This window comes from Paracoccus marcusii (assembly GCF_006151785.1).
GTDB lineage: Bacteria > Pseudomonadota > Alphaproteobacteria > Rhodobacterales > Rhodobacteraceae > Paracoccus > Paracoccus marcusii.
The window spans coordinates 1-15,405 of sequence record NZ_VDDD01000085.1 but is presented as its reverse complement, the minus strand read 5'-3'; the positions used below and the strand labels follow the sequence as shown (position 1 = coordinate 15,405).

15 protein-coding genes are annotated in these 15,405 nt (G+C 64.9%); 7 read left to right on the top strand and 8 right to left on the bottom strand.

What is annotated here, in order from left to right; all coding sequences use genetic code 11:
• Positions 1 to 260: 260 nt before the first annotated feature.
• Positions 261 to 941: an AIM24 family protein gene (locus FHD68_RS13060; RefSeq protein WP_127897409.1), complete on the bottom strand. Its 681-nt coding sequence runs from the start codon at positions 939 to 941 to the stop codon at positions 261 to 263.
• Positions 942 to 950: 9 nt separating this feature from the next.
• Positions 951 to 1,745, bottom strand: a complete 795-nt coding sequence (locus FHD68_RS13055; protein ID WP_127897408.1) for a bestrophin-like domain — start codon at positions 1,743 to 1,745, stop codon at positions 951 to 953.
• A gap of 127 nt (positions 1,746 to 1,872) precedes the next feature.
• Between FHD68_RS13055 and FHD68_RS13050 the strand changes: the two genes are divergently transcribed.
• The 5 genes from FHD68_RS13050 to FHD68_RS13030 all read left to right on the top strand — a co-directional run bounded on the left by FHD68_RS13050 (position 1,873) and on the right by FHD68_RS13030 (position 6,528).
• Positions 1,873 to 2,814: a TAXI family TRAP transporter solute-binding subunit gene (locus FHD68_RS13050; protein WP_127897407.1), complete on the top strand. Its 942-nt coding sequence runs from the start codon at positions 1,873 to 1,875 to the stop codon at positions 2,812 to 2,814.
• A gap of 996 nt (positions 2,815 to 3,810) precedes the next feature.
• On the top strand, positions 3,811 to 4,428 hold the full coding sequence (locus tag FHD68_RS13045; RefSeq protein WP_127897406.1) for a hypothetical protein: 618 nt from the start codon (positions 3,811 to 3,813) through the stop codon (positions 4,426 to 4,428).
• Positions 4,421 to 4,822, top strand: coding sequence for a phage holin family protein (locus FHD68_RS13040; RefSeq protein ID WP_127897405.1), 402 nt, complete (start codon positions 4,421 to 4,423; stop codon positions 4,820 to 4,822). Before FHD68_RS13045 ends, FHD68_RS13040 begins: the two co-directional genes overlap by 8 nt.
• Positions 4,812 to 5,831, top strand: coding sequence for a DUF3618 domain-containing protein (locus FHD68_RS13035; protein WP_127897404.1), 1,020 nt, complete (start codon positions 4,812 to 4,814; stop codon positions 5,829 to 5,831). Before FHD68_RS13040 ends, FHD68_RS13035 begins: the two co-directional genes overlap by 11 nt.
• A gap of 334 nt (positions 5,832 to 6,165) precedes the next feature.
• Entirely contained in the window at positions 6,166 to 6,528 is a 363-nt protein-coding gene (locus FHD68_RS13030; RefSeq protein ID WP_127897403.1) for a DUF202 domain-containing protein, read from the top strand.
• A 270-nt stretch (positions 6,529 to 6,798) separates the two neighbouring features.
• On the opposite strand, the gene FHD68_RS13025 is transcribed toward FHD68_RS13030, so the two are convergent.
• The 3 genes from FHD68_RS13025 to FHD68_RS13015 form a co-directional block, all read right to left on the bottom strand.
• Complete coding sequence (locus tag FHD68_RS13025; protein WP_208863773.1) at positions 6,799 to 7,827, bottom strand: MBL fold metallo-hydrolase; 1,029 nt, start codon at positions 7,825 to 7,827, stop codon at positions 6,799 to 6,801.
• Between the two features lie 133 nt (positions 7,828 to 7,960).
• Positions 7,961 to 8,884 carry a patatin-like phospholipase family protein gene (locus FHD68_RS13020; protein WP_127897402.1) on the bottom strand — a complete coding sequence of 308 codons (924 nt, stop codon included), beginning with the start codon at positions 8,882 to 8,884 and terminating at the stop codon, positions 7,961 to 7,963.
• Positions 8,885 to 9,253 (bottom strand): hypothetical protein, encoded by a 369-nt coding sequence (locus FHD68_RS13015; RefSeq protein ID WP_127897401.1) that lies wholly within the window; start codon positions 9,251 to 9,253, stop codon positions 8,885 to 8,887. It abuts the gene before it with no gap.
• On the opposite strand from FHD68_RS13015, the gene FHD68_RS13010 reads away from it, so the two are divergent.
• Both FHD68_RS13010 and FHD68_RS19025 read left to right on the top strand, forming a co-directional pair.
• Positions 9,252 to 9,557, top strand: coding sequence for a hypothetical protein (locus tag FHD68_RS13010; RefSeq protein WP_127897400.1), 306 nt, complete (start codon positions 9,252 to 9,254; stop codon positions 9,555 to 9,557). The two genes, FHD68_RS13015 and FHD68_RS13010, sit on opposite strands and share 2 nt — an antisense overlap.
• A gap of 79 nt (positions 9,558 to 9,636) precedes the next feature.
• Positions 9,637 to 9,813: a hypothetical protein gene (locus FHD68_RS19025; RefSeq protein ID WP_164871366.1), complete on the top strand. Its 177-nt coding sequence runs from the start codon at positions 9,637 to 9,639 to the stop codon at positions 9,811 to 9,813.
• Positions 9,814 to 10,037: 224 nt separating this feature from the next.
• Here FHD68_RS19025 and FHD68_RS13005 read toward each other — a convergent pair whose 3' ends face one another.
• From FHD68_RS13005 to FHD68_RS12995, 3 genes are all read right to left on the bottom strand, one after another.
• Positions 10,038 to 12,311 (bottom strand): glycosyltransferase family 4 protein, encoded by a 2,274-nt coding sequence (locus tag FHD68_RS13005; protein ID WP_127897399.1) that lies wholly within the window; start codon positions 12,309 to 12,311, stop codon positions 10,038 to 10,040.
• 20 nt (positions 12,312 to 12,331) lie between these two features.
• Positions 12,332 to 13,429 carry a zinc-dependent alcohol dehydrogenase gene (locus tag FHD68_RS13000; protein ID WP_139085958.1) on the bottom strand — a complete coding sequence of 366 codons (1,098 nt, stop codon included), beginning with the start codon at positions 13,427 to 13,429 and terminating at the stop codon, positions 12,332 to 12,334.
• Positions 13,419 to 15,405, bottom strand: a 1,987-nt coding sequence (locus FHD68_RS12995) for a glycosyltransferase (protein WP_139085956.1), incomplete at its 5' end; no start/stop codon positions are given. The genes FHD68_RS12995 and FHD68_RS13000, both read right to left, overlap by 11 nt.

Sequence of the window (15,405 nt, the reverse complement as noted above, 5' to 3'; positions counted from 1 at the left end):
GGCATTCCTGCATCCTCCAAATGGCTCAAAAGCCATACCTTAGGGAGGACCACTTTTCAGGGGGCAGACCAGAAGGCCAGCGACGCCACAAAGCGATATTGGTTGCGGTTACTGCGGGGAGAAGCCGCTCAAGGATATGCAAATCACGGAACTGACCGTGAAAGGGTTACGTATCGTTTGGTCACCGCGCATGCGGGACTGCGGCAGACTGCAGGGCACTGCATCTTGACCGATGCGCATGACATGGGCGCACCAAGGGATCATTCCAGCAATGCTCCATCGATGCTTTCCCCGGTCATTCTGCGATACAGATGTTCGTTCCAATAAGGCGTCCAGCAAACCAGAACCTTTCCGGTGCCGCTGAAAACACGCAGGCGTTTCTGCCCGGAGATCAGGTTGCGCGGAAATGACGCCGGATTTCGTGATGAAAACCGCAGGCCCTCGGTCCTGCCCAGCACAAGTCGACCCTGAACACGCAGGTCGCTGTCCTGAACCTCGATCGTCTCGACAGGGCCGGGGGCGTTGATCGCGACCTGGCCCGCATTGTGAAGCGTCGTCTTCCAGACCAGGCCGCCATCACCCGCCCACAGGCTGGGCCAGAAGCGTTCACGGCGCATGCCCAGGGAAACGCCCCCTTCGGATGCCCAATAGACGCCGGGCTCCAGAACCCATGTCTCGCCGTCCTGAACCGTCAGAAGGTGATATCCGGACAAGGACGGCTGCAGCACGATCGACCCGCTGCCCTTGTAATAAGGCCTGATCCGGGCTTCGCTGGTGAACATCGACCGAAAGACATCCGCCAGTGCCGGCAGCCGCGGTGTCAGGGCGATGTCGCCGCGCATGGTCGACAGGGCCCCGCGGCGGGCGCGGATGGTCTCCTGGTCGATCTCGATGCGAACCTGCCGCATTCCCTCGACCTCCCGGATGGAAAACTGCGCCATGTCGCCTCCTCAGGGCTCGTCCCAGATCATGACCCTTTGCCACAGGCGCTCTAGCGGGTCGGGCTGAATCGCCGCTTCGCCGCGCAGCGGATCGTCAAGGGCGACGATGACGAACAGGATGACGCCCAGAAAGAACGCCGTGATGGTGCCCAGCACGAACTGACGCACGGGGCGCATCCGCAGCAGGACGATCAGCAGGATATTGATCGCCGCGCCCACCAGCACGGCATACCACAGGACGTTGGGAATTTCCGTGTAGACACCGTTCAGGCGCAGCTGCCGGGCGCGGGTGAACTCCTGGAACGCCGACAGCATCTGCGCATGCAGGATTTCCTGCCCGGCCGAGGTCGGCTCGAACCCCGACAGCTTCTGGCGCATCGCATTCACGCGATTGCCACCGCCATCCAGATAGGAGCCCTGCGCGTGGGCGGGCCAGTCCTTGTACAGTGTGAACAGGACATAGTCGCGCATCATCGCCTTGGTCTCGGATCGAACGGGTTCCGGGTAACCGTTGATGTCGGAATACAGCGCGCCCAGCACCGTGGCCTCGTTCAGCAACGCCTCGTTCACGCGCTCGTTGTTCTGATAGGCCGACACGGTCAGCAGGCCCAGCAGCAGACCATAGAACAGGTTGAAGCCGGCCGTGCCGTGCGTGATCGCCTCGTTCAGGTCGGGGCCTGAACCGATCAGCAGGCGCAGGATCGGCTTGAGGACGAGCATCCCGACGAAGATCGACAGGACGGCGGCAAGCGAGAAATAGAAGGCAAGGTCGCGCAGCGGAATGTCGTACAGGAAATCCGGCATCGCTTCCCTCGCAAGGTCCCCCTTTCCATAGTGACTGCGAGTTCGCGTTTCTGCGAGAAGATTTTACGTGCTTGCCGATGAATCGCCGTCATGCGCTAATGGCGACAGCAGGGTGCGGAGGTCGTCGATGTTCCGTTGGATGGCAGTGGCCTTTCTGTCCGTGTCGACAGTTGCGCAGGCACAGGATCCACGGCTGTACACCATCGGCTCCGGGGACGTTAACGGAAGCTATTACGCCGCCGCCACCGCCCTGTGTCAGGAGACGAACCGGGCTGAGGCGGCACTGCGCTGCAGCCCCGAGGCCACCCCCGGTTCGATCTACAACATGGAGGCGCTGCGGACCCGCCAGCTTGATTTCGCCATCGTGCAGTCCGACGTGCAGACCATGGCCCTGACCGGCGAAGGCCCGTTCGTGGGTAAACCGGCCTTCTCTGATCTTCGCAGCGTCATGTCGCTCTATCCGGAAACGCTGACGGTCCTGGCGCGCCCCGACGCCCATATCCTCAGCCTGGGGGGGCTTGTCGGCAAGCGGGTCGATATCGGTCTGCCTGCATCGGGCAGGCAGGCGACGGCCATGCGCCTGCTGACGGCCCTGGGTCTGGATCGGACGGATTTCAGGGCGCTGCTTGAACTCACCACCGGCACCGGACTGGATGAACTATGCGCCGGCAGGATCGACGCGACCGTGCTGATCCTGGGTCATCCCAGTTCGGTCGTCGATCGTGCCATCAACGAGTGCGATGCGCGGTTGGTCAACATTTCCGGACCCGAAGTGCGCGCGTTCATCGAGGCGAACGACGATTATGTCTACTCGTCCATTCCGCGCAGCGTCTATGGAAAAAAGGGCAGGATCCTGTCGATCGGAGTCTTGGCGACGCTGGTGACACGCACGGACATGCCGGATGACATCGTTGCCGCAATCTTCAAAAATACCATCGCAAACCTTCCCTCGATCGGGGTCTCAGCGGCCGTGCTGGAGAAGCTGTCCGTTCGCGACATGCAGGAGTCGGGCTTGGCCGCCCCCTTGCATCCGGCGGCCGCAACAATGTTTGCGGAGAGAGGCAACTAGCGTTCACCGCTTCTCAAATCGTAGAAAATTTCATTTAATCACGGGTTTCCGTGATTTCTCGTCCCTTTGAGATTTGCAATTGTTCTGCCTTTTTGAATAAGCGTGAATTTCAGTTTCTTGGCGTTGGCGTTGGCGTTGGCGCTAGGACTATGAAGCATGGACAGTTGCTATTGCTCTTCCCCTTCCAGTATTAATTGTAGCCGCTACGCTGACCGTTTTGCTGTATGATTTTCTCCACGCGATTATCAGCAAAAATAGCGTAGATTCTGTCGGCTATGTCATATCGGGTAAGACTAAGAGCAAGGTCAAAGGTGGCGTTGGCTCTGGATCAAAGGATTGGTGCCATGCTCGCGGCCTATTATAGCTGTAAAGTTTGCCGATGCTCGCAACGGCGTCGTAAGTCAGGTGATGTTTTCAATGACGTTTGAGGGTGATGCCTCCTGTTCTCTATGAGGGCAAAACATTAGGACCACTGCTGCCGAAGTCGCGGGGTGCAACGGGTGGTCAGCGTTCTGCGATCACAATAAATGCTGATGAAAACATGGCGTACTATATACGCGGCAGTCGAAATCTGTGCACTGCCATATCTGATACGGATATGATCAAATGTGCTGCGGGGTGTTTCGATATCACTGGGTGGACGGCCTACCTCTTTTTTGCAATCTTCGGTTGATTTATATAGATTTCTATCCCTCATTAATAGACAATCCGAGTCATTATTCCCGCGGGTCAAGAGACCGAAGCCATATAGTCGTAGAACGGTCCGTTTCGACATGGCGCCTTCTGCGAAATAAAAAATAAGCCTGATAACTTAAAAAATTTCAAGACAATGTAATAGAAGGATAATTTCACTATTCTGGCATGGTTGCCGCATGAAAAATCTTCAACTTAATTAACGTTATTGGAACATCATCTCCGTCGCTTGGTTGGGGCCCCGATAAACCTGTCGGCGGGTCGCTGTAATGCTCGTCTTCAGCCAGAAAAGGGAGATCTCAGATGACCATCAACGATCCGAACCTCAGGGAGACTGATACGTCCGAACAGGGCAGCATCAGGGCCGAGGCCTCCGAACAGGCGTCGCGGTTGGCCGGAACGGTCAAGGACGATGTTGCGCGCCGCGAGCAGAACCTGCGTTCCGGCGTTGCGAACCGTGCCGAGAGCGTGGCCGAAGGTCTGCGCAAGGCCAGATCCGAGATCGATCCGGATTCGACCGTCGCACAGATGTTCGACCGTGCCGCCGACAGCGTCAGCGGACTGGCGGACAGCCTGAATTCGACGGACCCCGCACAGATGCTGGGTGATGTGCGTCGCTTTGCGCGTCGCCAGCCGGGCGCCTTTCTGGGTCTGTCGGCCTTGGCAGGCTTTGCCGCGGTCCGTTTTCTGCGGGCAGGGTCCGCCAGTTCGTCAGACATGACCAGGTCCGGTAGCTATGGCATGACCGGCACGACCCGGCCGACCGGCTCCGGTGATCGCGCAGCGGTCGCCCAAACGGGTGCTGCAAACCCTGATCATCACGTGGGCATGGGGGCCAAGCCTGTGTCCGGCACCGGCGCAGCGTCATCCGGCAACCCTGGCCTCTCGGGCAGCCGCACGATCGGAGGTTCGTATGACTGATCCTGTCCGCTCCCAGAACCCCGCCACGCTTGCGACGGATGCACTGCGGCTGTCAGGGGATCTTGTCCGCAAGGAAATCGCCCTTGCCAAGGCAGAGATGCGCCGGAACCTCAGCCATGCCGGTGCTGGGCTGGGGATGATCGTGGCCGCCGCCGTCATCGGCATCGTCACGCTGAACGTGCTGACGGCGGCCTTGGTGGCCGCCCTGGCGGAAACCGATCTTGGCCCGATTTGGAGCGCGGTCATCGTCGGGGTCGTGCTTGCGATTCTGGCCTATGGCCTTCTGCGCAAGGGCATGGCCGACCTGAAACCCGAGAACCTGATGCCGACGCGTACGGTCGAGAACGTCCAGCGCGACGCGACCACGGTCAAGGAGGCCTATCATGACGCATGATGCAGACAACCCGGACCATATCGAACGCGAGATCGAGAAGGACCGTGACGCCCTGCGCCGGACGCTGAACGATCTGCAGGACGAACTGTCCCTGGACGGCCTGTCGCGCCGCCTGACGGGCTCCGTTCGTCGGAATGGCGCGGAATGGGCGGAATCCGCCAGCGCAGCCGCCCGTGCCAACCCTGTTGCCTTGGGCCTGACGGGTATCGGGCTGGCATGGATGATCTTCGGTCGCGGGCATGACCCGGTCCATGGCCTTGGCCCGTCATCCGGACGGCGCGACGACCAGACGGCATCGACGCGGGCTTGCGGCACCCCGCCCCCGCGCGGTGTGGCATCGACCACGGGTTGGAGTTCGGACCGTCGCCCGATGACGACCGGATCGTCCTTCGACCAGAGCACCGGATCCGACAAGGAACATAGCATGATGGACAGAACCAGAGAGACCGCCGGCCACCTGCGGGACCGCGTCAGTGACGGCACGACGGCATTGGGCAATCGCGCGCGCCATTTTCGGGACCGGCTTGGAGAGGGCACCGAGGGGATGAGCGAAGAGGCCCGTCGCCGGATCGAGACGGCACGCCGCAAGGCACTGGATGCCAGCGACGCGGCCAGCCGCCAGATGGCGCGGGCGAACAGGCAGGTCGCCCGCAGCTATGAAAACGAACCCTTGCTGTTCGGTGCGCTTGCACTGATCGGGGGCGCAGCCTTGGGCGCCCTGTTGCCCGGCACGCGGCAGGAAGACGAGCTGATGGGCGACTATCGTGATCAGCTGTTCGACGAGGCGGAGGCGATCTATGCGGAGGAGAAGAGCCGCATCGGAAACGCCGTATCAGCCGGGCTGGACGAAGCGAAGTCAGCCGCCTCCAGCGTCGTGGCCGCCGCACAGGACGAGTTGACGGACGCGGAAGAAGGCAAGGCATCCCCTGGGTCCGGCCATTCCCAATCCTCCACGGCCCCCCGGACAGCCGGTTCCCCGACAGGTATGCCGGGGTCGGCAAAAGTCTAAGCGTCCAAAGCATCTTTGGCAGCCCCGCATCAACGGGGCTGTCGTTTTCGCGACGCTCTGTTCCGACCCGAGCTTGTCGTGATCGTCGGCGTTATCTTTACCAAAGAAGAAGTGGGGCACCGGATACCAGGCTGCAGTGTTCCAAGGCACTGTTTGGCGAACCTGATGGTGACACTTGCTTTCAAGATACGCTCTTTTCCGAGCAGGGCAGGCGCTGGCCGGTCAGCCCACTGCAAAGGCACCGCACAGAGGCACGGGGAGGCCGTGGCTCCCTCTTCAATGCAAGCGGTCTCAACAGCTATCCGGCAGCATTGCAAACGACAGCGCGCATATCATGGCAATCAAGGACCAGCCCGCCGAAGACCGCACGGATCTTGCCGAAGATCGCACCATTCTTGCGGTGGAACGCACGTTCTCTGGCTGGATCAGGACTGGTTTGGCGACTGCTGCGGTTGCGATCGGGATGCAGGCCGTCTTCGGCCCGTTTCAGCCCACCTGGGTTCCGAAAGCCGTGGCGACGGTGTTTCTTCTCGCGGCACAGATGATGCTTCTATTCGCTTGGCTGGCCAACCGCACATCCCGGCGCAGACTGTCCGTGCATGCGGCCCGGGCTCAACCCGCAATTCGGATAGCATTCCTCATTCTGCTGCTGTCGATCGGCATTTGGGGAACGGGTGCCGTGCTGTGGTTGCTGTGACGGAGGGCGGCTTGAACTATAGGGGTACCTTGCTTGGGCAACAGCGAGTTTCGAGGGCTTTCGGTTAAGCTTTGGTCACGCTGGCAAGGGGGGATCTTCGGACATGTGATCCCTACCGGTCAAGGTGCGACACGGACGTGCCGTCGTCGTACCGCCAAGAATACCGGTCCGCGCCGACATCTGTTGTGTATCAACAACTCGCGCCTGCCCGTACATTCGGCCAGAATCCAACCGGCAATCATTGCTATCAACAAACGGCACTCCACCATCTTACGATGGTTGGCGAAGATAGCGGCTGTCGTTCGGCAGTGCACGCTGACGGAATGTCGTCGCCAGCGCATGCAGCCGTTCTGAAAGCGCATCTCCCTGCAGTGCCGGGCCATGGCCTGTCACCATGATCCGGGGCTCCAGGTCCGCCAGCCGCCGGACCGACAGATCGGCCGCCGTCCAATCGGGTGTGAAATAGGCAGGGGGGCCCTGCAGGTGGGCCTGCGGCAGCAGGGCACCCCGGAGGGACTCCTGGCGCGTCGTGATGACGGCATCGCCCGCCAGCAAGGCCCGCGTGCCGGCGTTCCAGAACGAGACATGACCCGGCGTGTGGCCGGGCGTATGGATCCACCGCCAATCCTCCAGACCCGGAATGCGACCATCCTCCGGCAGGGCCCGAAGATGGTGCGACACGTCGATCGGATGCCGGGGGAACAGCCAGGACAGTTCCGCCATCATACCGCCCCCCACCTCGGGGGCTGCAGGGGGATAGGCTTGGCGGCCGGTCAGAAAGGGATGCTCGGCCGGGTGGGCATAAATGGGCGCGTCCCATGTCTCTGCCAGATGATGCAAGGCGCCCACATGATCGAAAAGCCCATGCGTCAGCAGGATCGCGGCGGGTCGGGATGCGCCATAGCGCCGTCGTGCCGCCTGCAGGATGGCCGCGGCCGAACCCGGCACGCCCGCATCGACCAGATACCAGTTCCGGTCGCCGGCACCGGCAGCGCCGATGAACGCGACATTGACGATGCCGCAGCGCAAACAGGCCAGATCCTCGCCAAGATCAGTCGCCCAAGCGTCCGCAGGGACGGCAATGCCGGCCGGTCCGGGGGGCGAGGACGCTGCCGCCACCGCCAGTGAGAACGCCCCATAGCCGCGCAGCATCGTGCGCACCGTCTGGTCGTCCACGTCGCGCGCCAAGGCAAGGCAGGCCGCACCCTGCGCGGCATCCAATAACCGGTGCTGGTCCATGCGGATCGGCCGCCCGGGCGAGCGACCGCGATAGGATGTCGCCAGCGAATACGCGGCCACCCCCAATCCTATGGCGGTCAACGGCGCCCGAAGGCCGGCGTTTCGTCTCATGGATGCCGGCCCCAGGACCAGCAGGGCCGCGGACACGGCATCAAGCGCGGCGTGCCGTCGGGGTGGGATCATGATGGGCCTCTCATGTCGGGGGTTCAGCGATGATGCTCTCAAGCGCCTGGGCCATCAGCATATGTCCCAGCTTGGATCGGCGGCGCAGGGACGCTTGGCTGTAATCGAAGGACTTTCCGGAAAAGTCGTCCTCGGGGTCCGACAGGATGACATGATGAAAGCGACGTCCGGTCAGGTCGCACGCCGCGATCGCGCGGCGCGACTGGTATCCGAAGGCAAGCTCTTGTGACCGGTCGGCGATGCCGTCCATCGTCTGGCGCAGCGGCCCCGCTGCGCTGTACAGATCGCAGGCCAGGATCAGGGCGTCGTCATCGCGATCCAGCAGCGGGCGCAGGGGCAGGTTCTCGGCCAGGCCCGCATCCATGAAATGCCGACCGTTCAGGGTGACAGGGGGAAACAGGACCGGCAACGCGCTGCTGGCCATAAGATGATCCACCGTCAGCGGTTCCACCGTATTGCGGAACGCCGCCACGGAGCCGGTTTCGGCATCCGTCGCGGTCACGGTGACCTCGATGCCGCCCGCGTTCAGCAGATCGAAATCCACATAGTCCTCGATCAGCCGACGGGTCGCCCAGCGATGTAAGACTGACCTGTCGGGCGGCACGCCGGGGAGGATCTCGGCCAACCCGGGGACCGATGGGCTGAACAGCGCAGGGTGTCCGAACAGCAACGTGCCCGTGACCAACCGGCGGCGCCCGCTTCCGGACAAGGCAGACTGAGCGATGTCGTTGAGAAAGCGGTCCAGGCTTTCGACCCGCCGGTCTGGCGGATTGCCCGCGATGACCGCCGCGACGATCGCCCCGATCGAGGCGCCCGAGATGCGTGTGACGTTCAGCGCTGCGTCCTGAATGGCCTTCCGTGCGCCGGCATGAAAGGCCCCCAATGCGTTTCCGCCGGACAGGCACAACCAGGTCTGCATTCCGTCATTCCCCATTTACTGTCCGTTCAAAGGCGTGCCGATGGTTGGCGTGGTGTCCATAGGCACGCTCCAAAGCGGCTGTTCGGTGATGTCCGGGGCATGGGCTGTACGCACGGTCAGGGGCGGCTCATGGTCGGAGATCGGGCTGGCCGGTAAGGTGAGATCGAACGTTGGTCTTGCCTGCCTGGCGCGCAGGGGTTTGGCGGTGGCGGCATGGATGGCGATATCATCGACGCGTGGCACTCTGTCAGCAGTCACGGAGGCAGTCTGATGCTGGCAGAGGTGCCGGCTGACGCAGCTGCTTGCCGTGCCGGCTGTCATGCGCCTGTTTGCCATATGAACGTTCCACCCGAAAAGGTCGCTTGCCGGCAGGATCGGCGGCATGGCGTCGCTGACAGGTGGAGCGAGCCTGAGCCTCGACGGGGTCGGGACGGCGTCGGCGGATGTGACTGCAAAGACACGTGGGTGGTTCATCGGATCCTCCTTGTCGGTGGAGGTCCGGCAACCGGCAGCCGCAGCAAATGTTCCTGGCCATGACGTCGTCATTGTTTCGGGCAAAGCACTGGTTCCCAGGCATCGTGCCACCAGCGACGACCCATCCGTTCCCGACCGTACTTGGAAACTCGGACGCAATACGTTGCTTTCTCTGGTGCTTGTAACCTCGAAAGGGCGCCTGGCTTATCGGTGAGGAGACCTCACCGGACGTGCAAGCTTGGGAACCGCATGACACGCTGACATGTTCAATAAACGACACAGGAGAGCGGAACATGACCGGTTCGACCCCACCAATTGACCTTCCCGATGACCTTCGCCGTGGCTTGGAGACAGCGGCAGCCGAAGCGGGGGATTCGCCCACGGACATCATCGTCAAGGCATTGGAAGCCTTTGGCATCGAACGGCTGACTGATGATCAGCAGCTGAAACGCATGACCGGATCGGAATAAACGTAGTCCACAAGGTATCAGACGCTGCGTTTCCAGTCAGGCTCCTATCTGCAAACAGATGCGTGAAATATCGATTCTACCGGTAAACCTTGCCGAACCAATTCAGACTGGTTGATAGGTCAGCGCCACTTCTAGCGATGATTCACTTGGGATACCAAGCAAACGCATTTCGCTGAAACTGGATAACCAGCGTTGCGGCGGGTCTGTGCTCATATCCCTCGACATTACCAATGTGACACGCCTCGCAACATGCGTGCCAAGGGAACGTGGACGTCGCGTGCGCCGCTGCTGGGGTCTGCGCCCAGCAGGCCGTTCGGGCACATGCGGTCGTCGTCCCATCCAGGGTGGTCGGCAATGGGGTAGAGGCATACCCCCTCGACCCGGACGCCGCGACGACGGGCGTGATGGGTCTGGGTCATGACATGATCGAACCACGCGGCGCGGCGCGCGCCTTCGGTCCCGGTCTCGGCCAGCATCACGGGGCGGTCATAGCGCGCCGCGACCTCGACGAGCAGATCTGACAGGGGGCGGTGCAGCGCATGGTCGACGTCGATGGGCGGGCCGCCATGGATCCATTGGTTGTTCCAGTAATAGTTGACGCCGACCACGTCCAGCGCGGCTTCTGACCCGCCGATCTGCGGCCAGAGGCGGCCCGCGATCAGATCGAAGGCCTGGAACTGGGCGTCGTGCCAGCCATGCGCCTCGAACAGCGGGCGCCCGGTCCAGTCGGCATGCTGGACCGCGATCAGCGGCTCGGCGGTGACGAAGCGCGCCCGCGGGTCGATGGCCAGCAGCTCCGCACGGGCGGCCAGATAGCAGCGGGCCAGCTGGACCTTCAGCTCGAACCCGCGGCCCCTGGCGAACGGATTCAGATAGCCCGCATCCCCGCCGGCCCAGGACAGGAAGCTGATCTCGTTTACCGGGCACCAGAAGGGGACGGCATCCGTCACTTGGCGATGGTGCCGACCGGCGGCGCGGGCCAGCCGGGCAAAGCGGTCGACGAAGGCCGGGGACCAGACGTCCAGATCGTCCGGCCAGCCGTAATGCATCATGTCCCAGATCACCTGCGTGCCGGTGTCGCGCGCCGCCTGAAGCATCGGGGTCCAGGATCCCAGGTCCAGTGCGCCGCCCGCGTCGATCGACGGCCAGCGCAGGGCGTCGCGGCAGGTGCGGATGCCCAGGCTTTGCAGCTGCAGGTAATCCTGGGCAGCATGGGTGTCGTGACCGATGGCCGCGATGACATCCAGCCGCCGCCCGTCACGCCGCCGATGGGTCGAGGATTCCCATCCCCCCTGGATCATGCTGGCGAACAGCGTGGGCGCCGGCGCCGGGGCCTGTTCGGCCAGGACGGTGTCGATCAGCGCCTGCCATTGCGGCACCACGATCGCGGCGGAATAGGTTGCGCGCACATGGGCCTGCAGCGCCGATCCCAAGCCGTGCCGCAGGGCCGGATCGTCGATCAGCCGACGCATGGCGGCGGCAACCGCCCCGGGATCCTCGTGCGGCACGAACAGGCCGCTGACGCCGTCGCGGATCTGCTGCAGGGCGCCGTTGTCGGGGGTGGCGATGACGGGCAGGCCCGCGGCCCCGGCCTCGGCGATGACATGGGGCATGCCCTCGCCCCGGCTGAGCCAGCAGAAGACATCCATCGCCGCCAGCAGGTCGGGCACGTCCGCCCGGTCGCCGGTAAAGATCACGCGGTCGCCAAGGGGTGCCGCCAGCGCCTGCAGCTGCAGCGCGTATTCCGGCATGAAGGCGTCCGGCCCGCCGATGACGACGAACCGCGCCTGCGGATGGCTGGCGGCGACGCGCATCGCGGCGGCCAGGAAATCCTCGACCCGCTTCTTGCGGTCCAGGCGGCCGACCCATCCGATCAGCACCTGGTCGTCGGCGATGCCAAGCGCCGCGCGGATGGGCGCCCGGCGTGCCGGATCGAACTCGGTCAGATCGACCATCGACGGGATCTCGACCGCATGGTCGGGCCGGTCGGGCATGCGTCCCGCCGCCGCCGCGCGGATGCTGTCGCAGACGCCCACATAGCGCGCGGTCAGGTGCTTGGGCCCGGCCAGCGCCTCGCTGACCAGCCCGCCATGTTCGATTAGGGGCGGGCGCAGGGCCAGACGCTCCATCGCGGGATAGATGTCGGCAACGTTCTGACAGCTGACCACCACGTCGGCCCCGCAGATCTTGCGGCGCAGATAGTCGATGGTGTCGTCGAACCCAAGCGCATAGGGCGTCGTGTCGACATGGATGCCAAGCGCGCGCAGCTGGTCGGTTGTCTGGTCGGTCATCCCCTCCTTGCGAAAGCAGGGGATGACGTCGATCCGGTACCGGTCGCGGGGCAGGGTGCGGGCCAGCAGGCGCAGTTCCGTCTCCTCTCCGCCGACGACCAGCCAGGCCAGGACGAACAGGATGCGAATCTTGCCGGCGTCAGGATGCGGGACGGGCAGGTCCTGGGGCGGCTGAACGCCCCAGGGCTGGTTCAGATCGTCGTTCATCGGATCGCTCCTTGGCGGGATCAGGTCGCGAAGACGACCTGGAGGAAATCGAACCGCTCGGCCACCAGGCGTTCCAGGAACCGCGGCGCCTCGTCGAAGGGTACGACATGGGTGATCAGGTGCTGGCGGATGGCGGGGCCCATGCGCTCCAGCAGGCGGACGGTTTCCGCGGCCAGCCGCCGCTGGTTCCAGTCGGCGGCCAGACGGCGCGGCATGCGGTTGATCTGGGCGCAGATCAGGCGCAGGCCGTTGTGGTGGAACTCCTCACCCAGGCGCAGGTCCGGCAGACCGCCCTGATAGAAGGCCAGGTCGATCACCGTGCCCTGCGGGCGCAGGGCGGCCAGCGCGCGGTGCAGGCTGTCGGAATGGGCGCGGGTCTGGAACACCACCTCGGCGCCGCGGCCGCCGTGACGGTCGTGCCATGCGGACTTGGCATGGGCCACGGCCGCGTCCTCGTCCATCGGGGTCATGCCCAGCTTGCGGATGATGTCCTGGCGGAAGGGGGAGGGATCGACGACAACTACCTCGGACGCGCCAGCGGCTTGCGCGAACAGCGCGCAGAACAGGCCCACCGTGCCGCCACCCCAGATCAGCGCGGAACGCCCGTCCAGGCTGGCGCCCAGATGCGGGACGGCGGCGCCGAAGGCCTCGGCATCGGCATGCAGGATGCCGTTCGCGGCGATCGGTCCCATCTGGCCCACGAAGATGCCCAGCATCGGGTCCATCCCGTCGGGCAGCGCCGTCAGCAGGTCGTGGGACGGATCGGCGGTATGTCCGGTCTTGTGACCGAAGGCGGTGCCGACCACCTGACCGTTCCGCCAGCCCGGCGCGCGCGCGTCGATCACGCGGGCGCTTTCCATATAGCCCAGGAAGTTGACCGGGAACCGGGCCGACGGTTCGCCGGGCACGAAGCGGCCCGCGACATCGTCCCACCGGCTGTGCAGATAGGGGTTGGTCCCCTTCAGGAAGGTCAGCTCGGTCCCCGCAGACAGCCCGGTATAAAGCAGGTCCAGCCGGACCTGCCCGTCCCCCGCCGGCCCTTCGTCATAGCTGAAGAAGCCCGGACGGCCGTGGTCCAGGATGGCCAGCGACCGGATGTGGCGATGTTCATGCGGCATCGTCGGCGCCCGCCGCAGCGGCAGGACAAAAGGTGGGCTGCGGGTCGGCCCGCAGCCCCTCCATCCGCACAAGGGTTCCGGTTTCGGCCGACCGGCCCACGGCCAGCGCGACCTGATGGGTCAGCAGCGCCTCGGCATAGTCGCAGCGGATGCGGTTCTCGCGGCCCATGACGGCCTCGACGAAATCGCGGTCCTCGCGCCAGACCGGATCGCCGCTGGCCTGCCGGACGGGTCGACCCTGGCCGACGTCGACCATCAGGTCGTGGTCGGTGATCTCGATCGCCATGGCGTCGCTGAAGACATGCAGGCCGACGCGGTGGTTCCACCGCATCAAGCAGGTCGACGACAGGTTGGCCACCGCCCCCGACGCAAAGCGCAGCGTGGCCGCAGTGGCGGTGGGGACGGTCAGGCCGGGAAAGTCGTCGCGGTCGCGCCGCGCGGACAGGCCGAACACCTCGGTCACGTCGCCGGCCAGGAACCGCGCCGCGTCGATGATGTGGGTGGCCTGTTCGACGACCTGGCCCCCCGATCCGTCGGCCCGCCACCACCATTCCGGCGGCGGCGTCTGGTCGATCCAGAATCCCTGCATCAGATGCGCGGGATTGGTCGCCAGATGGGCGCGCGCCTCGTCCATCGTGTCCAGATAGCGCCAGTGATAGCCGACGGCGGTGATCAGCCCGGCCTGCTCGACCTCTGCCGCGATCCGCTGGGCCAGATCGACGTCCAGGGTGATCGGCTTTTCGACGAAGAACGGCAGGCCCCGCGCGATGCAGGCCCGTTCGGGCGCCCCATGCGCAAAGGGCGGCACGCAGATGTAGACGGCGTCCAGATCATGCGCGGCCAGCATCGCGTCGTGATCGTGATGGGCCGTGGCCCCCATGCGATCTGCGGCCTCCTGCGCGCGGGCGGGGTCGGTGTCGCAGATGGCCACGACCTGGACGTCGGGCATGGTCTGCAGCACGCCGAAATGGCGATGCGCGATGCCGCCCGCCCCGATGAAGCCCAGTCTGATACGGTCCATAGGCGGTTTTTCCTTCTTTGCGCGGGCGGCGCGATAGGCGGCCAGAGTGTCGCCGGCCATGCGGGCGGCGGTGAAATGCGCGGTGAAACGGTCCTGCTGCGCCTGGGCCACGCGTGCGCGCGCCTGCGGATCGCGCAGCGCCGCGGCCAGGTGGTCGGCAAGGGCGCGGCTGTTGCCCGGCGGGTGCAGCCAGGGGTGATCGGAGCCAAGCGCCTCGACGGTGCCGCCGATCCGGCTGGCCGCGACGGGCAGGTCGGCGGCCATCGCCTCCAGCGCGACCAGCGGCAGCCCCTCGAACCGCGACGGCAGGGCCAGGATTCCGGCCTGCGCCATCAGCGCGGGCACGTCGTCGCGTCGCCCGGCCAAGGTTACGTGGTCCTGCAGGCCCAACCGGCGGATCGCGCGGTCCAGCAGCAGCCGGCCCGGACCGTCGCCGACCATCACGACCCGTGCGTCGCCGCCGCCCCGCCGCAGCCGGGCCAGCGCCCCCAACAGGACGCGCTGCGCCTTTTGCGGGGTCAGGCGACCGACGCAGAGGATCATCCGGTCGTCGCGGTCCGCCTGTGGCGCGGGGCGGTGGCGGATGCCGTTGGGCACCGCGCGGACGGATGTTCCCGGGCCAAGCGCCCTGCGCCACCCGTCCGCGGCCTGGCGCGACACGGCGATCACGCCATGCACCCCGGCCAGCGCGGCGCGGTATTCGGCGATCTGATCGGGGTCTGTCAGCAGCCAGGGCAGATGTTCGGTCCGCAGCACGGTCGCGCCGGCGGCATGGGCGGCGCGGGTCAGGGCGTGCCCCTCCCACCCGATGCCGGCGTGCACATGGACCGTTCCGCGGCCTTGCCCCGCCCAGTCCGCGACCGCCCGGGCCATCGCCCCGGTATCCGTCACCGCGGCCATGCCGCCCGCCGCTGTGACCTGCGCAGCCAGGGCGCGGCCCGCCGGATGGTCGGGC

Coding starts and splice junctions, on each gene's coding strand:
- FHD68_RS13060 (WP_127897409.1), bottom strand. CDS start 941: ATGGCGCAGTTTTCCATCCGGGAGGTCGAGGGAATGCGGCAGGTTCGC.
- FHD68_RS13055 (WP_127897408.1), bottom strand. CDS start 1,745: ATGCCGGATTTCCTGTACGACATTCCGCTGCGCGACCTTGCCTTCTAT.
- FHD68_RS13050 (WP_127897407.1), top strand. CDS start 1,873: ATGTTCCGTTGGATGGCAGTGGCCTTTCTGTCCGTGTCGACAGTTGCG.
- FHD68_RS13045 (WP_127897406.1), top strand. CDS start 3,811: ATGACCATCAACGATCCGAACCTCAGGGAGACTGATACGTCCGAACAG.
- FHD68_RS13040 (WP_127897405.1), top strand. CDS start 4,421: ATGACTGATCCTGTCCGCTCCCAGAACCCCGCCACGCTTGCGACGGAT.
- FHD68_RS13035 (WP_127897404.1), top strand. CDS start 4,812: ATGACGCATGATGCAGACAACCCGGACCATATCGAACGCGAGATCGAG.
- FHD68_RS13030 (WP_127897403.1), top strand. CDS start 6,166: ATGGCAATCAAGGACCAGCCCGCCGAAGACCGCACGGATCTTGCCGAA.
- FHD68_RS13020 (WP_127897402.1), bottom strand. CDS start 8,884: ATGGGGAATGACGGAATGCAGACCTGGTTGTGCCTGTCCGGCGGAAAC.
- FHD68_RS13010 (WP_127897400.1), top strand. CDS start 9,252: ATGGCGTCGCTGACAGGTGGAGCGAGCCTGAGCCTCGACGGGGTCGGG.
- FHD68_RS13015 (WP_127897401.1), bottom strand. CDS start 9,253: ATGCCGCCGATCCTGCCGGCAAGCGACCTTTTCGGGTGGAACGTTCAT.
- FHD68_RS19025 (WP_164871366.1), top strand. CDS start 9,637: ATGACCGGTTCGACCCCACCAATTGACCTTCCCGATGACCTTCGCCGT.
- FHD68_RS13005 (WP_127897399.1), bottom strand. CDS start 12,311: ATGAACGACGATCTGAACCAGCCCTGGGGCGTTCAGCCGCCCCAGGAC.
- FHD68_RS13000 (WP_139085958.1), bottom strand. CDS start 13,429: ATGCCGCATGAACATCGCCACATCCGGTCGCTGGCCATCCTGGACCAC.